Annotated in this window: 21 protein-coding genes; 11 read left to right on the top strand and 10 right to left on the bottom strand. The window is 69.6% G+C overall.

Annotated elements, in window-relative coordinates; translation table 11 throughout:
• Window positions 1-229: 229 nt before the first annotated feature.
• Together ABJD39_RS12270 and ABJD39_RS12265 are read right to left on the bottom strand one after the other, a co-directional pair.
• Window positions 230-637 (bottom strand): hypothetical protein, encoded by a 408-nt coding sequence (locus ABJD39_RS12270; protein WP_348609057.1) that lies wholly within the window; start codon window positions 635-637, stop codon window positions 230-232.
• 81 nt (window positions 638-718) lie between these two features.
• Window positions 719-1,423, bottom strand: coding sequence for an SOS response-associated peptidase (locus tag ABJD39_RS12265; protein WP_348609054.1), 705 nt, complete (start codon window positions 1,421-1,423; stop codon window positions 719-721).
• Between the two features lie 188 nt (window positions 1,424-1,611).
• Here ABJD39_RS12265 and ABJD39_RS12260 point away from each other — a divergent pair, with 188 nt between their 5' ends.
• On the top strand, window positions 1,612-2,394 hold the full coding sequence (locus tag ABJD39_RS12260) for a ribonuclease H-like domain-containing protein (RefSeq protein WP_348609051.1): 783 nt from the start codon (window positions 1,612-1,614) through the stop codon (window positions 2,392-2,394).
• 63 nt (window positions 2,395-2,457) lie between these two features.
• On the opposite strand, the gene ABJD39_RS12255 is transcribed toward ABJD39_RS12260, so the two are convergent.
• The gene (locus ABJD39_RS12255) at window positions 2,458-2,652 is read right to left on the bottom strand and encodes a DUF5800 family protein (RefSeq protein WP_348609048.1); all 195 of its coding nucleotides are present in this window, start codon (window positions 2,650-2,652) and stop codon (window positions 2,458-2,460) included.
• Between the two features lie 218 nt (window positions 2,653-2,870).
• Here ABJD39_RS12255 and ABJD39_RS12250 point away from each other — a divergent pair, with 218 nt between their 5' ends.
• Window positions 2,871-4,052: a redox-regulated ATPase YchF gene (locus ABJD39_RS12250; RefSeq protein WP_348609045.1), complete on the top strand. Its 1,182-nt coding sequence runs from the start codon at window positions 2,871-2,873 to the stop codon at window positions 4,050-4,052.
• A 27-nt stretch (window positions 4,053-4,079) separates the two neighbouring features.
• Here ABJD39_RS12250 and ABJD39_RS12245 read toward each other — a convergent pair whose 3' ends face one another.
• The 3 genes from ABJD39_RS12245 to ABJD39_RS12235 all read right to left on the bottom strand — a co-directional run bounded on the left by ABJD39_RS12245 (window position 4,080) and on the right by ABJD39_RS12235 (window position 7,251).
• Complete coding sequence (locus tag ABJD39_RS12245) at window positions 4,080-4,823, bottom strand: hypothetical protein (protein ID WP_348609042.1); 744 nt, start codon at window positions 4,821-4,823, stop codon at window positions 4,080-4,082.
• A 140-nt stretch (window positions 4,824-4,963) separates the two neighbouring features.
• Entirely contained in the window at window positions 4,964-6,136 is a 1,173-nt protein-coding gene (locus ABJD39_RS12240) for an aminotransferase class V-fold PLP-dependent enzyme (RefSeq protein ID WP_348609039.1), read from the bottom strand.
• Complete coding sequence (locus ABJD39_RS12235) at window positions 6,133-7,251, bottom strand: pyridoxal phosphate-dependent aminotransferase (RefSeq protein ID WP_348609037.1); 1,119 nt, start codon at window positions 7,249-7,251, stop codon at window positions 6,133-6,135. Before ABJD39_RS12235 ends, ABJD39_RS12240 begins: the two co-directional genes overlap by 4 nt.
• Window positions 7,252-7,479: 228 nt before the next feature.
• On the opposite strand from ABJD39_RS12235, the gene ABJD39_RS12230 reads away from it, so the two are divergent.
• On the top strand, window positions 7,480-8,031 hold the full coding sequence (locus ABJD39_RS12230; RefSeq protein ID WP_348609033.1) for a hypothetical protein: 552 nt from the start codon (window positions 7,480-7,482) through the stop codon (window positions 8,029-8,031).
• A gap of 139 nt (window positions 8,032-8,170) precedes the next feature.
• Here the strand turns inward: ABJD39_RS12230 and ABJD39_RS12225 are convergent, their stop codons facing one another.
• Window positions 8,171-8,914, bottom strand: coding sequence for a proteasome assembly chaperone family protein (locus tag ABJD39_RS12225; RefSeq protein WP_348609030.1), 744 nt, complete (start codon window positions 8,912-8,914; stop codon window positions 8,171-8,173).
• A 135-nt stretch (window positions 8,915-9,049) separates the two neighbouring features.
• Here ABJD39_RS12225 and ABJD39_RS12220 point away from each other — a divergent pair, with 135 nt between their 5' ends.
• The 3 genes from ABJD39_RS12220 to ABJD39_RS12210 are packed head-to-tail and all read left to right on the top strand — an operon-like array spanning window position 9,050 to window position 10,823.
• Window positions 9,050-10,024 carry an RsmB/NOP family class I SAM-dependent RNA methyltransferase gene (locus ABJD39_RS12220; RefSeq protein ID WP_348609027.1) on the top strand — a complete coding sequence of 325 codons (975 nt, stop codon included), beginning with the start codon at window positions 9,050-9,052 and terminating at the stop codon, window positions 10,022-10,024.
• Window positions 10,021-10,569, top strand: coding sequence for a DUF7122 family protein (locus ABJD39_RS12215; protein WP_348609025.1), 549 nt, complete (start codon window positions 10,021-10,023; stop codon window positions 10,567-10,569). Before ABJD39_RS12220 ends, ABJD39_RS12215 begins: the two co-directional genes overlap by 4 nt.
• Before the next feature lie 44 nt (window positions 10,570-10,613).
• Window positions 10,614-10,823, top strand: a complete 210-nt coding sequence (locus ABJD39_RS12210; protein ID WP_348609024.1) for a hypothetical protein — start codon at window positions 10,614-10,616, stop codon at window positions 10,821-10,823.
• A 40-nt stretch (window positions 10,824-10,863) separates the two neighbouring features.
• On the opposite strand, the gene ABJD39_RS12205 is transcribed toward ABJD39_RS12210, so the two are convergent.
• The gene (locus ABJD39_RS12205; RefSeq protein WP_348613640.1) at window positions 10,864-12,420 is read right to left on the bottom strand and encodes a DUF790 family protein; all 1,557 of its coding nucleotides are present in this window, start codon (window positions 12,418-12,420) and stop codon (window positions 10,864-10,866) included.
• A gap of 136 nt (window positions 12,421-12,556) precedes the next feature.
• On the opposite strand from ABJD39_RS12205, the gene ABJD39_RS12200 reads away from it, so the two are divergent.
• A complete protein-coding gene (locus ABJD39_RS12200) occupies window positions 12,557-12,970 on the top strand; it encodes a hypothetical protein (protein WP_348609022.1) in 414 nt (137 codons plus the stop codon).
• A gap of 55 nt (window positions 12,971-13,025) precedes the next feature.
• Here the strand turns inward: ABJD39_RS12200 and ABJD39_RS12195 are convergent, their stop codons facing one another.
• Entirely contained in the window at window positions 13,026-14,372 is a 1,347-nt protein-coding gene (locus ABJD39_RS12195) for a DEAD/DEAH box helicase (protein WP_348609020.1), read from the bottom strand.
• Between the two features lie 99 nt (window positions 14,373-14,471).
• Window positions 14,472-15,317, bottom strand: coding sequence for a YihY/virulence factor BrkB family protein (locus tag ABJD39_RS12190; protein WP_348609017.1), 846 nt, complete (start codon window positions 15,315-15,317; stop codon window positions 14,472-14,474).
• A gap of 160 nt (window positions 15,318-15,477) precedes the next feature.
• On the opposite strand from ABJD39_RS12190, the gene ABJD39_RS12185 reads away from it, so the two are divergent.
• The 4 genes from ABJD39_RS12185 to dnaK all read left to right on the top strand — a co-directional run bounded on the left by ABJD39_RS12185 (window position 15,478) and on the right by dnaK (window position 19,368).
• A complete protein-coding gene (locus tag ABJD39_RS12185) occupies window positions 15,478-15,726 on the top strand; it encodes a hypothetical protein (RefSeq protein WP_348609014.1) in 249 nt (82 codons plus the stop codon).
• Window positions 15,727-15,799: 73 nt separating this feature from the next.
• Window positions 15,800-16,378, top strand: coding sequence for a nucleotide exchange factor GrpE (locus ABJD39_RS12180; RefSeq protein WP_348609011.1), 579 nt, complete (start codon window positions 15,800-15,802; stop codon window positions 16,376-16,378).
• 146 nt (window positions 16,379-16,524) lie between these two features.
• Window positions 16,525-17,226 carry a hypothetical protein gene (locus tag ABJD39_RS12175; RefSeq protein ID WP_348609008.1) on the top strand — a complete coding sequence of 234 codons (702 nt, stop codon included), beginning with the start codon at window positions 16,525-16,527 and terminating at the stop codon, window positions 17,224-17,226.
• A 225-nt stretch (window positions 17,227-17,451) separates the two neighbouring features.
• Entirely contained in the window at window positions 17,452-19,368 is a 1,917-nt protein-coding gene (gene dnaK / locus ABJD39_RS12170; RefSeq protein WP_348609005.1) for a molecular chaperone DnaK, read from the top strand.
• The last annotated feature ends 273 nt before the right edge of the window (window positions 19,369-19,641 follow it).

Genomic DNA, 19,641 nt, shown 5'->3' with positions numbered 1-19,641 from the left:
CCGACGCCCGCGTCGACCGGCCGGTATCCTCCCGAGACAGGGGATCTCACTCAATCCTGTCGAAACTATACATGAATTTATCGTGCAGGAGGAGTTCGCTGCCGGTCGGGTAAATTGTATATCGCTATATCGAATTGACTTCGATCCCGGGAGAACATCGAGGCCAAGAACCACCGAACGCGGTCGGGTTTCCGCGGTACGGTCGAGGAATGGGTCGGCCACGGCCGCGTCACTCGATCGCCGAGTCCGCGACGGCGGCCACAAGGGCGGAGAAGAACGTCGCGAGCAGCACGGCCTTGGCTGTCTCGACGAGAGAGTTCTCGCCGTCCAGCGGGAGGTCGTAGATCAGAACGAACAGCAGCGAGACGGCGAGCGCGACGGCGACCGTCGAGGCGAACCGCAGCGGGAACCCCGCGATCGGCCGCTCGTGTGAGTCGCGTCGCTCGACGGTGGTGGAGAGCGCGATGTATGTCAGACTGAGTCCGAGCGCAACGCCGGCGGCCGCGTGCACGAGGCTCATCCCGGCGGCGACCTCCCAGATGTCGCCGGGAATCAACAACCCCCCGGCGATCAGAACCGCCCCGAGCACCTGTTGGGTCAGGTCGGCGAGGTCGAACCGGCCGGGCGGCTTGCCCATACTGTCGGGTCCGGCCGCTCGCTCAAGTAGGCTCCGCCTACTCGACAGGAGCGGATCCGAACGCGGGCGATCGGCACACGGTCACCGAGCGGTCCGATCCTCGATCAGCGACGGCTCGTCGTTCGCGGGGGAGTTCACGCGCGTCGAGACCGGGTAGTATCGCATGTCGTCACCGGGATACGGCGCGAGGAGGTCCGATTTCCCGATGTCCCCCGCGAGCCAGTCGTGCTCCCGGTTCCGGGACAGGACGACCGCCATCCGGTGGTGGAGATCGGCCACCCGCTCGTTCGGCTCCGTCGTGAGGACGGCGAACGCCTCGACGCGCTCGTCGCCGTCACCGTCGTCGCTGCCGCCGCCCCACTCGCCGAGGCCGGCCTGCCGCCCCGGTGTCGGCGGCTCCCACGTCGCGTGAATGCCGGCCATGGCGAACGCGCGCTCGTCCTCGAAGGCCACTCGATATGGGCGCTTCCTGCCGTCGCGGTCGCTCCACTCGTAGAAGCCGTCCGCGGGCACGAGACAGCGGCGCGCCTCGAACGACTCCGCGAAGGCGCGCTTCTCGTCGACGGTCTCGGTTCGGGCGTTGATCAACTCGCGTGCCTCGTCGGCTCCCGGCGGGGTGTAGCCCCACGTCATCCGCCGGAACTCGTCGGGGGCGTCGGCGGCGACGACGGGGAGGTCCTGCCCCGGCGCGCAGTTGTACCGCGGCTCCCAGTCGTCGGGGACCGCGGCGTCGAACCGCTCGGCGAGGTCGCCGGCGGAGAGCGTGAGCGAGTAGCGACCGCACATACCGAGACAGAATACCGCGGACAGAATAACCGTACCGCGTGAAGCTACCCACTGCGTCGGTCGCCGCCGGCGGACGAACAGTCGGGCGGGGCGCAACAGAACCCTTTAGCCTCGGTGTGACTCCACATCGACCAACACGGCGGCCGCGGCTCGGGGCGACACCTCGCCCCCGCGGTCGCGCACACACCATGCGCATCAGAAACAGCTTCATTCCGGTCGAGGGAGTCGGCGCGACAACCGAGCGCCGTATGTGGGAGAACGGGGTCCGCGAGTGGGGGGAGTTCCGCCAGGACCGCGCGCCCGGAGTCGGCGCGACGACGGCCTCGCGCATCGAGTCCTTCATCGACGAGGCGACCGAGCGCCTCGACGACCGCGACGCCCCCTTCTTCGATCGGGCGTTCCCGTCGGGCGAGCGCTGGCGGCTGTACGAGGACTTCCGCGACGACGCGTGTTTCTTCGACATCGAGACGACCGGCCTCTCGCACGACCGCGATCGCGTCACCACCGTCTCCTTTCACCGGGACGGCGAGACGACGACGCTCGTCCAGGGACGCGACCTCTCGGCGGAGTCGCTGCGCGAGCAGTTCCGCGATGCCGACCTCCTGGTGACGTTCAACGGAACGAGCTTCGACGTCCCGTTCCTCGAGACCTCCTTCGGCATGGATATCGATACGCCGCACCTCGATCTCATGTACCCGTGCCGGACGCTCGGGCTGACGGGGGGCCTGAAGCCGATCGAGCAGGAGTTGGGCATCGCCCGCGACGGGCCGGACATCACCGGCCGCGACGCGGTTCGACTGTGGCACGAGTACGAGCGCGGCGACGAGCGGTCGCTGGAGCAACTGATCTCCTACAACCGGGACGACACGGTGAACCTGCGGACGCTCGCCGACGAGGTCGCCGGGCGGCTCCACCGGAAGACGGTCCCCGACGGCGACGACCCGATCGGAACGACGCTCGGCGGGCGGTAGCGGACGGGAGCGGGCGGTCGTCGAACGTGACCGAACGTGACTCCGGCCGGGCTCCGGGTCGCCTCAGACGATGTCGCCGATCCGGCGAGGCTCGCCGGACAGCGACGGCGACTCCTCGACGATCTGCAGCACCTCGTGGTCGGTCACGTCCATGTACGACTTGCGGGTCGCCTCCTCGATGAGGTCTTTCTCCAGTCGGAACTCGGTCCCTTGATAGACGACGTCGACGCCGGTTTCGTCGAACGAGAGCGTGGTCATACGCGAGGGTAGCCGGTCGTCGTATTTAAACGAACGGCACCGTGCGGGGCATCGATCGCGGCGGTGGATGCGTCAGCAGACGGGGCAACGGATGTGGTGGCGGACACGGCGGCGACGATGAGGGAGCGAGCATCCCGACCCGCCGGCGGCGACAGTGAGGGGACGACCCGAGCCCGGGGACCGAAAACGCCTTTCGGCGGCACAGTCGAGTGGTCCCCATGATATCCATCGCGCTCGCGGGCAAGCCCAACGCGGGCAAGTCCACCTTCTACACGGCCGCGACGATGGCCGACGTGGACGTGGGTAACTACCCGTTCACGACGATCGACCCGAACCGCGGCGTCACCCACGTCCGAACCGACTGCCCGTGTCTCGACCGCGAGCAGCGCTGCGGCGACGAGGACTGCCACGACGGCAAACGGTACGTCCCCGTCGAACTCCTCGACGTGGCGGGGCTCGTCCCGGGTGCCCACAAGGGGAAGGGACTGGGCAACCAGTTTCTCGACGCCCTGACCGACGCCGACGTGATCCTACAAGTGGTCGACGCCGCGGGCGCGACGAACGCCGAGGGGGAGCCGGTGGAGGTCGGCGAGTACGACCCCGTCGAGGAGGTCGACTTCATCGAGGCGGAGATGGACGCGTGGATCGCGGGCATCCTCGACCGCAACTGGGAGTCCGTCGAGCGCAAGTCGCGCTCGCCCGACTTCGATCTCGATGACGCACTGACGGACCTACTGACCGGCTTCGGCGCGACCGAGCACGACGTGACGATCGTGCTCCGCGGGCTGGAGTACCCCGACGACCCGATCCAGTGGACCGACGAGGACCGCGAGGCGCTCGCGGCGGCGATCCGCGCCCGCACGAAGCCGATCGTCCTCGTGGCGAACAAGGCCGACATCGCTCCGGCGGAGAACATCGAACGCCTGCGCGAGACCGACAAGCCCGTGATCCCCGCGACCGCGGACGGTGAACTCGCACTGCGCAGAGCCGCGGAGGCCGGCGTGATCGAGTACGACCCCGGCGACGAGGACTTCGAGATCGTCGGCGACCTCAACGACCAGCAGGCGCAGGGACTGGAACAGATCCGGGAGGTGATGGACGAGTTCGGGGGGACCGGCGTGCAGGGGGCGCTGAACGAGGCGGTGTACGGCCTGCTCGATCTGATCACCGCCTTCCCCGTCCAGAACGAGACCCACTGGACCGACGCGAAGGGGAACGTCCTCCCGGACGCGTCCCTGCTCCCGAGCGGTAGCGGTCCCAAGGATCTCGCCTACACTGTCCATACTGACATCGGCGACGGCTATCTCCACGCTGTCGACGCCCGCGCGGACCGTCGGATCGGCGAAGACACCGAACTGGGGGAGGGCGACGTGATCAAGATCGTCTCGACGGCGAAGTGAGGGGGGACCGGAACGTCGCTTCTCTCACTAGGCCGACAGCGACAGGGACCACTCGCCGTCCGCGGCCACGTTCAGGTACGAAGGGCGGGGGATCCGGGCGGTTGTCGCCCCGTCGAACTCGCCTATCTCGTTGAACACGAGGGACCCGAACGCCTCCGGATCCAGCGGCACCGCCTCGACGATGAAGTTCGACGCGCCCTCGTGGGTTCCCTCGGCGCGGGTCAGTCCCTCGAACCCGATCGGCGCGACCACCGATGGTCCGGTTCCCGACGCCGTCTGCGGGAGCGACCTCACTTCCGGGCTCGCAGACTGCGTGAGGGTGATCTCCCACTCGCCGTCGGCGTCGACGTTGAGGACGTGTGCTCCGGGAGCCGACACCGAACGGACCTGTGCACCCTCGACGGTCCCGATGAGGTTTGTGAGCGCCACATCCTCGTAGCTCTCCCCTTCGACGGTGAGGAGTTCCGAGATGAAGTTCGACTCGCCGTCGTGGAAGAACTCCGCGACGATCGGCCCGGGCGATAGCTCGAACTCCCCCGTCGTCGATGTGCCCCGACCGGAGAAGGTCCTCGGTCCGAAGGACGCTGCGCCGGTCGTCTCCGTCCCGGGGGTCGACGCCGACGTCGTGCCGGTGCCGTTCGTCTGCCGCTCTGCTAGTCTTCCGCCGTCCGATCCGTCACGACCGACGACCCTGTCGCCGAACGGGCTGCCGCCCGCGCCAGCGAGGAACGTCGATCCAGCCACCGCCCCGAGGTAGGTGCGTCGGTTCATCGAGTCGACATACTCGCGATCGCAACAACTCCGTTGGTACCGTTGACTGACTGGGTATCGTTCGGAATCCTCCGTATGGAGACCAGAGGCGGCACGTCACCTACCGGGTATCGACAACGAGAGCGGCCCGCGGGACCCGGTCATTCACTACCGTTCAACGCTTCGGCGAGCCGGTCGACCTCGCCCTCGGTATTGAACGCGTGCACGGACGCCCGAACCGCCTTCGGGTGCGGGAGATCGCGGATCACGATCCCCTCATCGTGGAGCCGCTCGACGGTCGACTCGGGGTCAGCCACGGCGACCGTCACGAGCCCAGAGTCGGGATCGGCCGGCGATAGCAGCCGCTCGCCGTCGAGCCGGTCGGTCAGCCGATCCGCGAGAGCGAGCACGCGCTCGTGGACGGTCCCCAGCCCGACGGACTCCATGGTCTCGACGGCCTCGCGGAGGCCGACGTGCGGCGCCAGCGACGCGGTGCCACGTTCGAAGCGCGCGCCGCCCGGGTTCAGTTCGTACTCGTCGGCGCCGGCGTCGTCGACGCTCCGGTAGCTGATCTGTGCGGGATGCAGGTCCGCCTCGACCGCCGGATCCACGTACAACAGTCCGGCGCCCCACGGCCCGAGACACCACTTGTGCCCCGAGCAGGCGACGGCGTCGGCGCCCCACTCGGGCACCGACAGGGGGCGCTGCCCCGGCGACTGTACCGCATCGACGAGGGTGAACGCGCCCGCGTCGTCGGCGATCTCACACAGCTCCCGGACCGGGAGCCGGGTACCGTAGTTCCACGACAGCGACGAGAAGCACGTCAGATCCGCGTCGGCGACGGCGTCGGCGAAGTCGTCCGTATCGATCCGGCCGTCCTCGGTCTCGACGACCCGAACCTCGACGCCGTGGCGGCGCGCGAGCCGCTCGAAGGGGAGCGTGCCCGCCGGGTGTTCGAGGTCCGTGCGGACGACCACGTCGCCGGGCTCCCAGTCGAGCGCGGCGGCGACGGCGCTGATGCCGTCGGCGGTGCTTTCGGTCAGCCCGACCGTGTCGCGCGGGGCGTCGAGGAACGCGGCGAGTCGCTCGCGGAGGCGCTCGTACTCGGCGAACGCGACCTCGTAGGGGTCCGACTCCGCGAGCACGTCCACCTTGTGGTACCGCTCCCACGCGGCCGACGCGTCGAGCACGCGGCCCGGCGAGGGACCGGTCGCGCCCGTGTTGAAGTAGGCGACGCGGTCGCACGCGGGGATCGACTCGCGCAGCGCGTCGGGCGAGTCGGGACGCTCGCCGTGATCGGCGTCCAGGTCCGGGTCGAACTCGGGTGCCGTCACCGGACCACCTCCGCGGCCTCGGCCATGATATCGAGCGCCGCCGCAAGGTCGTCCTCGCCGGTGGCGTAGGAGATGCGCGCGTGGCCGGCGCCGTGCTCGCCGAACGCCTCGCCCGGGACGACGACGACGCCGCGCTCGATGCACTCGTCGACGAACCCCTCGGGCACGCGCGGCATCGCGTAGAAGGCGCCCTGCGGGGTCGGACACTCCAGCCCGGCGTCGGCGAGGCCGTCGACGACGAGGTCGCGCCGGCGCTCGTAGGCTGCACGCATCTCGTCGACGACGCCCTGCGGTCCGGAGAGGGCCGCCTCGGCGGCGTACTGCGCCGGGGCGGAGGCACACGCCTGGACGTACTGGTGGACGCGCAGCATGCGCTCGATGCGGTCGCTCGCCCCCGTGACCCAGCCGAGGCGCCAGCCGGTCATCGAGTACGCCTTCGAGGCGGCGTTGACGACGACGACGTTGTCGCGCTCGAACTCGATCGGCGAGCGGTGCTCGCCGTCGAACACGAAGTGCTCGTACACCTCGTCGGAGATGCACAGCACGTCGTGCTCGCGGGCAATGCGCGCGAACTCGCGGACGTCCTCCTCCGAGGAGACGGTTCCCGTGGGGTTGCCCGGGGAGTTGACGACGAACGCGGCGGTGTCGTCGGTGATCGCCGCCTCGATCGCCGCCGGGTCGATCGTCAGGTCCTCGCGCAGCGGGACCGGCACTGGCTCGCCGCCGGCGAGCTTCGTCAGGGCGTCGTAGGCGACGAATCCCGGGTCCGGGATGAGCACCTCCTGCCCGGCATCGACGTGCGCCTCCATCGCGAGGTGCAGCGCCTCGCTGCCGCCGGCGGTCGCGATCACGTCGCCGGGGGCGACCTCGATCCCCTGATCGCGGGCGTGCTTGTCGGCGATCGCCTCGCGCAGTGCCTCGATACCCTTGTTGCCGGTGTAGGCGTCGGTGTCGCCGGCCTCGATGGCGTCGATCGCGGCCCGTCTGGCGTGTTCGGGCGTCGGAAAGTCCGGCTGGCCGAGCCCGAGGTTGATGGCGTCGGCGCCGGCGGCCTCGAACACCTCGCGGATGCCGCTGATGGAGATCCGTTCCACGCGATCGGAGAAGGTTGTCATGTGAGAACGCGCGGCTGCGGCGGTGTTAGTCGTTTCCCCATGCCCGTCGACGGTTCGGCCGTTTCGGGGTCGTGTCTCGTGGTCGTCGTTTCGCTGGGTGAGCCGTTCGGCTCGTGGTCGGTAGTTCCATCGAATACCCCGCGCCGTCGTGCGCTTCCTCGTTTTAAGAAACAAATGGGGGTTTGAGCTATCGATATTCACTTTCATACCGCGGGTATACCAGCGGATATGCATCGGCGTGACGTCCTCAAATCCGGGATCGGTGTCCTCGGCTTTGGCGGACTGAGCGGTTGCACGAGCGGCCGACCGTCGGATTCGACCGGCAGCGCCGGACCTCGATCGACGCCCACGGAGTCACCGACACCGACGCCAACCGAAACGCCGGTTCCCTTCCCCGAGACCTGCGAGCCACTGCCGGATATCGATGGGTTGCCCACGCCGCCGTCGGAACTGACAGCGGACACTGCCGAGACGTTCGTCAGGGACTTCGAACGCGTGTACGCCGTCGCGACCAATGACGAGTACGGGGGTGTCGAGTCGCTCCGGATACACTCTGTCGAAACCGTGGGCAGTCGATACATCGTCAGTCTCACGTTCGACGCAGTGCCGGTGACGCCGACTACCGGTGCGGACGGGACGACACCGACGGCACTCCCACCCGATGCGTACACTCATCGGGCGGTGTATCGATTGGCCGAAGAGCGGATGGTTCGTGAGTTGCGCAGCCACATCGATCACAGCCTTCTCTCCCAAACGTGCTGGACACTGGAGAGTGGGTGAGCCTGCTCGACCGAAAGCGCCTGTCTGAGCGGACTACAGCTCGGTCCGGGTATGTTGCACTGATCGATCAAGACCGACCGCGTAGCCGATCCAGACCCGGTCAGGGTCAGGCCGATCTCAACACAGCCACGCCGCTCCGCTACTGGTACATCCGGAGCCGCTGCGCCTGCGAGATGTTCTCCTCCTGCTGCTGTTCGAGCTGCGCGGCGAGCTGTTCTTTCGCGCGCTGGATGCGCTCGGCCTGCTCGTCCAGTTTCTCGACGTTCACGTCGACGCCCGTGATCGGGTCGATGGCCGCCTCGAGGACGACGCGGGCGGCGACCGGATCCGGGAACTGCGGGTCGACCTCGACGACCAGTCCGACCGCCGGGAGGTCCGCCTCCATCGCGTGCGACAGGAGGACGCCGGTGGGACCCGAAACGAGCCCCGCCGAGTCCGGGGCGGCGATATCGAGTCCGTCCAGCACCGCGTCGGCGCCGGCGACCGAGAGCCCCGTCAACGTCGGCAACTCCTCGCCGTCGCCCTCCCGTCGGAGCCCCGCGATGTACAGCGGGGTGACCGACTCCTCGCGAAACCAGCCCTCGATACAGCCCGCGAACTCCTCGGCGGCGTCCGGGGAGACGGGGACGTCCGACTGGAGGACGAGCAGGTCCGCGTCGGCGTCGGCGTACAGCCGTACCGGGGTCGTGACGGCACGGTCGCCGGCGGCGTAGGCGGCCGCCGCGGGGAGGCCGTCGCAGTGGACGGTCGCGTACAGCTCCATGTCGAGCGTCTCGACGAGGTGGTCGGCGACGATCTTCCCCACCAGCCCGACGCCCGGCAATCCCTCCACGAGCACCGGATCGTCGAACGAGCGCTCGGAGACCACGTCGATGTGTCCCATACTCTCGAATGGTTCCGAACGCTGCATAAAGCTACGCCGGCCGTGCGCGGCGGCGACCGGCGCCGATCGCCGCGGCGGTCGATCCGCGTCGACGCCGTCCGAAAGGGACAACCGCGGCGGCACGGATTCGTGCGTATGAACGATGACGGCGGCGTGCTCGACCGGTACGCCTCGCTCGTCGACGACGAGGCGGCGTTCCGGGCCGCCTGCGAGCGACCGCTTCCGTCGGTCGTGCGCGTCAACACCCTTGCGGCCGACGCCGACCGCGTCGCCCGCGCGTTCGACGAGGAGGGCACCGAGTACGAGCGCGCCGGCTGGCATGACGGCCTGTTTCGGATGGCCGACCGCTCGCCGGGGACGACGTGGCCGTACGCCCACGGGTGGGTTCACGGACAGGAGGAAGTGTCCTGTCTCCCGGCGCTCGCGCTCGACCCCGAGCCCGGCACGCGCGTGTGGGATACCTGCGCCGCGCCGGGGAGCAAGACGACGCAGGTGGCCGCGCGGATGGACGACACGGGCATTCTCGTCGGCAACGACACCAGCCTCGGTCGACTCTCGGCGCTGCGGCACAACGCCGAGCGGCTGGGCGTGACGAACCTCGTCGTCGACCAGCAGGACGCGCGCAACTACTCGCTGAACGGGTTCGACTTCGAGGAGTTCGACGCGACGCTCGTGGACGCGCCCTGTTCCTGTGAGGGGACGATCCGCAAGAACCCCGACGCGTTCGACACGTGGACGCTCGATCACGTCCACGAGGTCGCCGGCATCCAGAAGGGGATCCTCCGCCGCGCGGTGCAGGCGACCCGACCCGGCGGCACGGTCGTCTACTCCACGTGTACGTTCGCGCCCGAGGAGAACGAGGCCGTGCTTGACCACGTGCTTCGCGAGGAGGACTGCGAGGTCATCGAGTGGGACTGCCCGCTCGAGTCCATCTCCGGCGTGACCGAGTGGCACGACGAGGAGTACGACCCGAGCGTCGCGAAGGCGACGCGGATCTATCCGCACCACAACGACACGGGCGGGTTCTTCCTCGCGAAGCTTCGGGTGGGTGGCGACGGGAGCGGAGACGCCGCCGGCGACGACGATGCGGAGTCGGAGGTGACAGCATGACCACCGACGCCGACGGCGACGGCGCCCCCGGCAACGACGGAAGCCAGTTCGACCGGCTGCCTGCGACCGCCGCCGATCGCGATGTCGACGGGCGCGCGACCCGTGAGGAAGTGCTCGACTGGTGGGACGAGCGCTTCGGGATCGCGCCGGAGACCTTCGAGACCCACACCTTCTGGGAGAAGGGGAAGGGGAAGATCTGGGTCTTCGCGGACGACCTCCCCAGCCCGCAGGAGCGCGAGGGCGTCGGGATGACGGTGCTTCGCACGCGACAGGAGCACTGGAAGCCGACGACCACGGCCGTCAGGAAGTGGGGCCATCTCGCGACGAGGAACGTCATCGAACTGTCGCCGGGGGAGGCGACCGCGTTCGCCGCCGGCCACGATCAGGACCTCCCAGAGTGGGACGGCGACTGGGGCTATCTCATCGCCACCCACGAGCTGGCTGGCGATCAGGTTCCCATCGGTGTGGGGCTGTTCCTCTACGACGAGCTTCGATCGGTGGTGCCGAAAGGGTACCAGGAGGAGTTGCCCGACCTCGGCGAGTGAGAACCCCCACAATCGCTATCCGATCCCCCGGAGAAGGGTCGACCGTGAGCGACCGAAACCTGATCGAGGAGGTGGAAGCCCGGATCGAGTACGTCCCGCGGTGGCGACTGATCCTGGGCGTGGTTCTGCTGATCCCGCCAGCGAGCGTTCTCGGGATGGCGCTGCTCGGCTACGACCTGTACAAGGCGGGCGAGAAGCTCAGGGCGGCCGAGGGCGAGTCGCTCGTCGACGACGGCGCGAGTACGGAGCCGTAGCCGCGACGTTTTAGGCCGATCAGTGCTCCATCGAGGGTGCTCACTCCGTTTCGCGCACCGTCCCATCGCCGAGCCCCTCCCACGCGACGCGGTAGCCGAGCGCCGACAGCGCCGCGCTCGCGTCGGTGAGCCCGGAGTCCGCCAGCGCCGCCTCGGCGTCGGCGTACGCCATCCCCGCCTCGATCTCGTCGCCGACGCGGTCCAGCACCGCGGGTCGCACGAGCGTCCTGCCGACGCGCTCGTGCTCCGGAAGGGAGACCTCGTCGAGGGCGTCACCCGGCACGCCGTGCTCGGCGGCGAGGTCGTCGACACCGACCACGTCCGCCTCCGGGATCAGCTCGGCGGGAAGGTCGGCGGTCACCTCGTCGGCGAGGTCCGCCTCGTACTCGCGGAGCACGTCGACCACGTCCTTCACGCGGACCGTCCCCGAGTAGGTGACGACGCGGTGGTCGCGGGCGGCGATCTCCTCGCCCACGCCGAGGCTCTCGTCGACGGCGACGACCAGCTCCACGTCCTCCACGTCGGCGAGCTGGGCGAGCTTCTTCTCGACGTACTCGGGGGTCCAGAAGCCCATCACCTCGAAGAACACGCGGAAGTCGGCGTGGCGGTACTCGAACGCGAAGTCCGGGATCATCACGCTCGCGCCCACCTCGGCGGAGGCCCCGTCTCCGCCTCGGGCACCGACCTCGAGGGGCTCCGGCTCCCTGGTGAGGTCCCAGTCGAGATCCAGCGCCCGGAACCGGGCGGCGAAGTCGGCCTCGACGCCGGAGTCGAACGCGGGCTCGGCGAGCGGCTCGACGCCGGGAACCGCCACGTCGCCGTCGTCGAGTTCGAGCAGGTACTCGCGACCGCGGTCGTCGATGTCCGCCTCAAGCGTCCACTCGTCCGCGGTGGCGGCGACGGTGCGCAGCAGGCGGGCGAAGGCGGTCCCGTAGCGTCGCGTCCGGCGGAACAGCGCGTCGGGACCGGTGATCACAACCTCGCGGTCGGTCGGGCCGTCGCCTTCGCGCACTCGGATCTCGTACAGGAGACCGAGCCGCTTGGCCGCCGAGACGAGCGCCTTCGGGTCCGTCGACCGGACACGCACCTCCGTCGCGTCGAACAGGGCCGTCTGCGCCAGGGAGAGGTCGTACTGTACGAGCAGTTCCGCAGGCGTCCAGCGTGGGTCGAACGCGGCGAGCACCTGGTTCGCGTCGCGGTCGGCGTACAGCGACGAGTCGATGTCCGCGGGGTCGACGCCGAGGCGGTCGCCCGCGCGGCCGAGGGCCGCCGGGCGCTCCTCGTCGCTCGTCACGCCGACGGCCTCCGCGGCCTCGAAGGCGATCCGGCGGGCGCGCCGCGGCGGGAGCGGCGCCCGAGTCTCGAACGTGGCCTCCCGATCGAGCAGCGAGGCGAACCCGCGAACGAGCTTGTAGTCGTCGGCCTCGCGTTCGAGCGCCGAAAGCGCCTCGTCGAGATCCGCCCGGCGCTCGCCGACGTGGCCCTGATAGACGCCGAACACGCGCGCGGCGAGACGACGGGCGTCCGCGTCGCCCGCGACGAACTGCGGGCGGTAGCCGCCGCGGCGGCTGACGCGCAGGAGGTCCTTCGTGATCACGCCTGTCACGGGGTGTACCGCACCGGGCGATAAAGCGGCGGCGGTGTCGTTCCCGTCTCGGCACCGGCACCCGCGCTGCCAGCGTCGGACGCCGCGATGGACAAGGCTCATACCGGATCCGCGAAACCGGGGAGACGTGAACCGCCGGCGCCTACTCGCGACGGGCGCGCGCCTCGCGGCCGCCAGCGGCGTCGCCGCGCTCGCCGGCTGCACGGACTCGGCCGAGCCGTCGGGTCCGATGACGCCGCCGCGCTCGCCGGAAGCGACGGCCTCGGAGGGCGAAAGGCTCGTCGTCACCGACTTCACCGACGTGGAGGGCGATGAGGGCGACCTACTCGTCCGCGTCACCGTCGAGAACCGGGGCAGCGAGGAGCGCACCGGGACCGTGATCGTCACCGTGACCGGCACCGTCGACGGATCCGAATCCGAGGAAACGGCCTCCGAGGAAGTGACGGTCGCCTCGGGCGAGCGAACGGACGTGACCATCCCCACGTCGTTGTCGTTCGAGTCGTTCAGCCAGAGCGGGTCGATCCGCGTCGAGATCGTCTGAGTCGAGCGCCGGTCGGCGTCGATCCGACGCGGCCGCAGGACCAGCCCGATTTCCCTTACCGTCGCCGCCGTGCGACCCGTTCCTCGGCCGTCTCGTTCGTCACGAGTTCGTACAGCGTCGCCGTCTTCGCGCCGTCGGCTCCGGGCCGGAGGATCCGCCCGAGCCGCTGGGTGAACTCTCGCTCGGAGCCGCTTCCCGAGAGAATGACGCCGACGCTCGCCTCGGGCACGTCGACGCCCTCGTCGAGCACGTTCGCCGCGACGACCCGCGAGTAGGTCCCGTCGCGAAACCGCGAGAGGATCTCGCGGCGCTCCTCGGTCCCGGTCTCGGCGGTGATCGCGGGGATCAGGAACCGGTCGGAGATGCGGTACACGAGCGCGGTGTGGGCCGTGAAGACGATGACGCGCTCGCCGCGGTGGCGATCGAGGATCCGCGCGAGCTCCGCGAGCTTCGCGTCGGCGTTCATCATCACCTCCCGGGCGCGCTGCTTGGCCAGCAGCGCCTCGCGCGCTCGTGGGTCGTTCCCGGAACGCTTCACCAGTTCCTGATAGTCCGAGCCCGACCGGAAGGTGATCCCCGCATCGCGGACGTACTCGAGAAACGTCCCCTGCGCCTCGTCGTACCGTTCGCGTTCCTCGTCGGTCAGTTCGACCTCGATCCGGCGGACCTCGTAGTCCGCGAGGTGCTCGCCCGCGAGGTCGTCGGGGCCGAGGTCGTACACGACCGGGCCGACCAGCTCCGCGACCGTCTCGTGGGCGCCGTCGGGGCGCTCGAACGTCGCCGTCAGTCCGAGACGGGCGGGCGCGGCGAACAGCCGTGCGATGTCCCGGTACCCCTCGCCCCCGAGATGGTGGACCTCGTCGAAGACGAGCAGGCCGAACCTGTCGCCCAACTCGTCGGCACGGAGGTACGCCGAGTCGTAGGTGGCGACGGTGAGCGCCTCGACGGTCTGCTCGCCGCCGCCGAGGCGACCGACCGGCACCTCGAACGTGGCGGACAGCTCGCGGTGCCACTGCTCCAGCAGGTCGACCGTCGGGACGACGACGAGCGCCGGCGTCGCCGCCGCCGCGATCGCCGCCAGCGCGATCACGGTCTTCCCGCTCCCGGTCGGGAGTTCGAGCACCCCGCTGCGGTCGTTCGCCTCCCAAGCGTCGAGCGCCTCGCGCTGGTACTCGCGGAGGGTATACGTCGACGACAGCGGCGGGAGCTCCGGGAGTTCGAGCACGCGGTCGTCGACCTCGTGGCCGGCCTCGCGGAGCGCGTCGCGCAGCGCCGGGTAGCGGTAGGCGGCGGCTCGGCGGGTGCCGGAGCGGTCGTCGGTCTCCACCCCCGGAAGCGGCTCCTCGAGCGCGCCCGCGACCCCGACTGTTCCGTCCTCGTAGGTGAGCGTTACCGACGACACGATCGGCGGTGGGACTCCGCGGTGGATAAGTCCGCCGTCGGGGACGCCAGCGCTCCGGATGCGTTCCGCACCGTCGGCTCGCTCCGCACGTCACCCGGGTCACTCCTCGGCAAGCACCGCGTTGACGACGGCGCCCACGAGCAGGAGAAACGACGCGGCGTACAGCAGCGTCACGATGACGACGACGCCCCCGAGGACGCCCGAGAGCGCGCTCCCGCTCGCGAGGCTGACGTACAGGTCGAACCCGGCGAACAGCGTCGTCCAGCCGACAGCGGCGAGGACGGTGCCGGGGAGTGCCTCCCGGACGGTCACTGGCACGTTCGGGAGCACGTAGTACACCGGGAACAGGAGCGCGCCGAGGAGCACGACCTGAGCGACGACGCCGACGGCTCCGTCCGTCATCCCCTCGACGGCGCCCCGCACCCCGGCGAGCGACCGCAGTTGGTCGAGTTCCGTGGCGACCGCGAGCGCGACCGCGATCGCGACCGCCCCGACCGTCGCAACGGCGACGGCCATGGACAACACGCCGACGAGTACCAGGACGGTGTCGCGCACGTGACCGACCGTGTCGTCGCCGTCGTCGGTCCGGTATATCCGCCCGAACGCGCGGTCGAGCCCGCGGAACAGCCGCGACCCGCCCCACAGCAGCACGAGGAGTCCCACGACCGTCGCCTGCGACCGGGCGGTCGCGGTGGTGAGAACCCGCCGGATCGCCTCCTGCCCGGCGCCCGAGAGCGTGTCCCCGAGCGCGGCGAGGACCCACCCCGCGACCGCGTCGCCGGCGACCGTCGCCACCGCGAGCGCGACCAGGGCCGTCAGCGGCACGATCGAGACGAGCGCGTAGTAGGCGACAGCGGCCGCGAGGAAACCGATCCACTCGTCGCGGGCTCGTAAGAAGACGGCCCGGAGGGTGACCACGGTCGCCCTCGCTCGCCCGTCGCTCATGTGGACGGAGGAGGCCGGCGTTCGGGCGCCCGGATGGGGAACCGTGACATCTCTGTGTCGTGTCTCGGTGCCCGGGCGGTTGGTTATCCCCCTCGTACTCGCCGCGCGTCGCGCGTCCCGCGCCGCAAACCACTCAAGCCCCACGGACCAACCGGGAGACATGAGCGACGACGCGGCCCACGACGGCGACGGGGACCACGAACGAAGCGACGGCGGCGACCGACCCGACGCCGGGATGAACGAGGCAGTCTCGCGGTTCCTCGCGGGCGCGGACGACGTGTACGACGACTACGACCAGGGGTACGTGGACGCCGACGCGGCGCTGTCGGTGCTGTCGAGCCGGATCGACGACCTCCGCGACGCTGCCGCCGACGCGGACGGCGATCCCGACGCCGCCGGCGACGAGTGATCGCCGCCGGGCGCCCGGAGCGCGCGCGTTCGGATCCGCAATCCGTATCTCCGCGGGACCGCTCCGGGCTGGTATGAGCGAGGAGGCCGACGTCGAACACGACGAACCGGCGGGCGCCGCGGGCGACGACGACGCGCGGGACCCGGACGGGCTCGCGGCCGCCGTGGCCGCACACGACGAGGCACTGGCGCGGGACGTTGCCGCGCTCGAACGCGAGGCCGTGGAGTCGGCCGAGCGCGTCGAGGAACTGGAAGCCAGCCTCAGGCGGACGAAGGCGGACTTCCAGAACTACAAGAAGCGCGCGAAGAAGCGCCAGGAACAGGAGAAGGCGAGGGCGACCGAGTCGCTCGTGAGCCGGCTGACCGAGGTTCGGGACAACCTTGTGCGCGCGCTCGACCAGGACGGGGACGCCGACATCCGTCCCGGCGTCGAGTCCACGCTGGAGACGTTCGACCGGGTCCTCGGCGAGGAGAACGTCGACGTGATCGACCCCGAGCCCGGGCAGGACGTCGACCCCGAGCGCCACGAGGTGATGATGCGCGTCGACTCCGAGCACCCGGCGGGAACGGTCGCCGACGTGTACAAGCAGGGGTACGAGATGGCCGACAAGGTGATCGAAGCCGCGCAGGTCACGGTTAGCGACGGCGAGTGAGCGATGCGAGGCCGAACGGATGTGAGTCCTCGACACGCGAACGGTGAGCGAAGCGAGCCGTGAGCGGATGCGAGCGAACGAGCCGTCGGACACGCAGCGACGACGAGTAGGCGTACCGTTTTGTCGCCGCGACGAGACATGCTCGTGTGAACGTCACCGTCCACGGTCCCGCAGACGGCGACCCACTCTGGTTCGTGATGGGGTGGGGAAACACGCCCGACCAGCCCGCCGTCGGCTGGCTGCTCGACGCGCTCGCGGACGCTGGATTCCGAACGCGCGCCGTCGAGATCCCGACGAACGTGCGGCGCTTCGAGCGTGAGTACCTCGACCCGCTCGCGGCCGCCGTCGACGACGGACCACCCGCGGACAGCGTGCTCTCACACAGCACCGGCGGACTGATCGCTGCCCACGCCATCGACGCCGGCGTACTGCCCGAGCGCGCCGTCCACCTCAGCCCGTGGTGGGGGCTGCACCCGAGTCAACGGATCCTCTTTCGCGTGCTCGGACACCTCCCCACGGGGAGGGAACTCGTCTCGGTGGAACCGGACCGAGAAACGCTGGGCGAGCTCGCGGAGCCGAGCGCGCGCGACCCGATCGGCTTGGCTCCGTCGTTCGTACGGGAGATCCGACGCGCGCAGTCGTCGCTGCCGGCCGCCGGCGACGATGAGGTCGCGTTCTGCACGCTGACCGACGGACTCGTCGGGGTCGACGCGATCGGCGAACGGCTGCCGGCCGACCGGGTACGGCTGTACGACGGCGGCCACGAGTGCTTCGCGTCGCCCGGGCGGACGGAGGTCGTCGCGGACGCGGTCGCCGCGCTTCGCGATGGACCGGGTGTGCTCCGGTAGCGTGCCGTAGTGGAGAGAACCCGCCCGCGAACACGCGACCGGCCGCGGCGGTGATGCCGTGCACGGCGGTGGGACGGTCCGCTGGATTCGCGGTTCGTGATAAGCGTTGTCACTCACCCGAACACGAGATAGCCCGAATCGCAAGACTGCGGCGGGTCGCACGGAGACCGCGGTACGCTCTGTCTAGTAACGTTTAACGGACTCGCGGCGCTATTCGGGGCCAAGATGGCGACAAACAAGATCCTCGGGATCGACCTCGGAACCACGAACTCCGCGTTCGCGGTGATGGAGGGGGACGACCCCGAGATCATCGTAAACGGCGAGGGCGACCGAACGACGCCGTCCGTCGTCGCGTTCACCGATGACGGCGAGCGACTCGTCGGCAAGCCCGCGAAGAACCAGGCCGTCCAGAACCCCGACCGCACGATCCAGTCGATCAAGCGGCACATGGGCGAGGAGGGCCACACCGTCGAGATCGACGGCGAGGACTACACGCCCCAGCAGATCTCGGCGATGATCCTCCAGAAGATCAAGCGCGACGCCGAGGAGTACCTCGGCGACGACGTGGAGAAGGCGGTCATCACGGTCCCCGCGTACTTCAACGACAAGCAGCGCCAGGCGACGAAGGACGCCGGCGAGATCGCCGGCTTCGACGTCGAACGCATCGTCAACGAGCCGACCGCCGCCTCGATGGCGTACGGCCTCGACGACGAGTCCGACCAGACCGTCATGGTGTACGACCTCGGGGGCGGCACCTTCGACGTGTCCGTGCTCGATCTGGGCGGCGGCGTCTACGAGGTCGTCGCCACCAACGGGGACAACGACCTCGGCGGCGACGACTGGGACGAGGCGGTCATCGACCACCTCGCCGACGAGTTCCAGAACGACCACGGGATCGACCTCCGCGAGGACCGCCAGGCGCTCCAGCGGCTGAAGGACGCCGCCGAGGAGGCGAAGATCGAGCTCTCCTCGCGCAAGCAGGCCAGCGTCAATCTCCCCTTTATCACGGCGACCGACTCCGGTCCCGTCCACCTCGAAACCGAGATCACCCGCGCGACGTTCGAGAGCATCACCTCGGACCTCATCGAGCGCACCGTCGAGCCGACCGAGCAGGCGCTCTCGGACGCCGGCTACGACGCCGACGACATCGACGAGGTGATCCTCGTGGGCGGATCCACCCGGATGCCGCAGGTACAGGACAAGGTCGAGGAGATCCTCGGCACCGAGCCGAAGAAGAACGTCAACCCCGACGAGGCGGTCGCGCTGGGCGCGGCCATCCAGGGCGGCGTCCTCTCGGGCGACGTGGACGACCTCGTGCTGCTCGACGTGACGCCGCTGTCGCTGGGCATCGAGGTGAAGGGCGGCCTCTTCGAGCGGCTCATCGAGAAGAACACCACCATCCCGACCGAGGAGTCGAAGATCTTCACGACCGCGGCGGCGAACCAGACCTCGGTGCAGGTGCGCGTCTTCCAGGGCGAACGCGAGATCGCCGAGGAGAACGAGCTGCTCGGGGAGTTCCAGCTCACCGGCATCCCGCCGGCGCCGGCGGGCACCCCGCAGATCGAGGTGTCGTTCAACATCGACGAGAACGGCATCGTGAACGTCGAGGCCGAGGACCAGGGCTCGGGCAACGCCGAGTCGATCACCATCGAGGGCGGCGCCGGCCTCTCCGACGAGCAGATCGAGCAGATGCAAGAGGAGGCCGAGCAGCACGCCGAGGAGGACGAGGAACGTCGCCGCCGCATCGAGGCCCGCAACGAGGCCGAGAGCGCGGTCCAGCGCGCGGAGACCCTCCTCGACGAGAACGAGGAGGAGATCGACGACGACCTCGAGTCCGACATCCGCGAGGAGATCGAGGACTTGGAGGAGGTGCTCGCCGACGAGGACGCCGAGACCGAGGAGATCGAGGACGCCACCGAGTCGCTCTCGGAGGCGCTCCAGGAGATCGGCAAGCAAATGTACCAGCAGCAGGCCCAAGCCGGGCCCGGCGGCGCGGGCGGCCCCGAAGGCGCCGCGGGCGCCGGTCCCGGCGGTATGGGTGACATGGGCGGCCAGGGCCCGGGCGGGGCCGCTGGCGCCGAGGGCGACGACGAGGAGTACGTCGACGCCGACTTCGAGGACGTAGACGAAGACGAGTCGTAGACTCGTCTCGTCTGCTCACGAGAGCGAAGCTCTCGTGAACGTTGACGACGAGGAGGACGCGTAAGCGTCCGACGAGTCGTCCACTCGAAAGACTCGCTTCGCTCGTCTTTCGTAGTTTTCAGAACGCGAGCGGAGCGAGCGTTCTGAAGTGGACGAGGACGTAGGGTTGCGAATAGGCCACCAGAGCTTCGGTCGTATTCAAACCGTACTGAGAGTTGCCCGGTGAATACACAGCGTCCGTGTTCCAGTTTTCAGACAGGTATTTGATCGTCT

Source organism: Halobaculum rarum (assembly GCF_040025155.1).
GTDB lineage: Archaea > Halobacteriota > Halobacteria > Halobacteriales > Haloferacaceae > Halobaculum > Halobaculum rarum.
The sequence above is the reverse complement of the archived record's forward strand: the minus strand, read 5'-3'. Positions and strand labels throughout refer to the sequence as shown.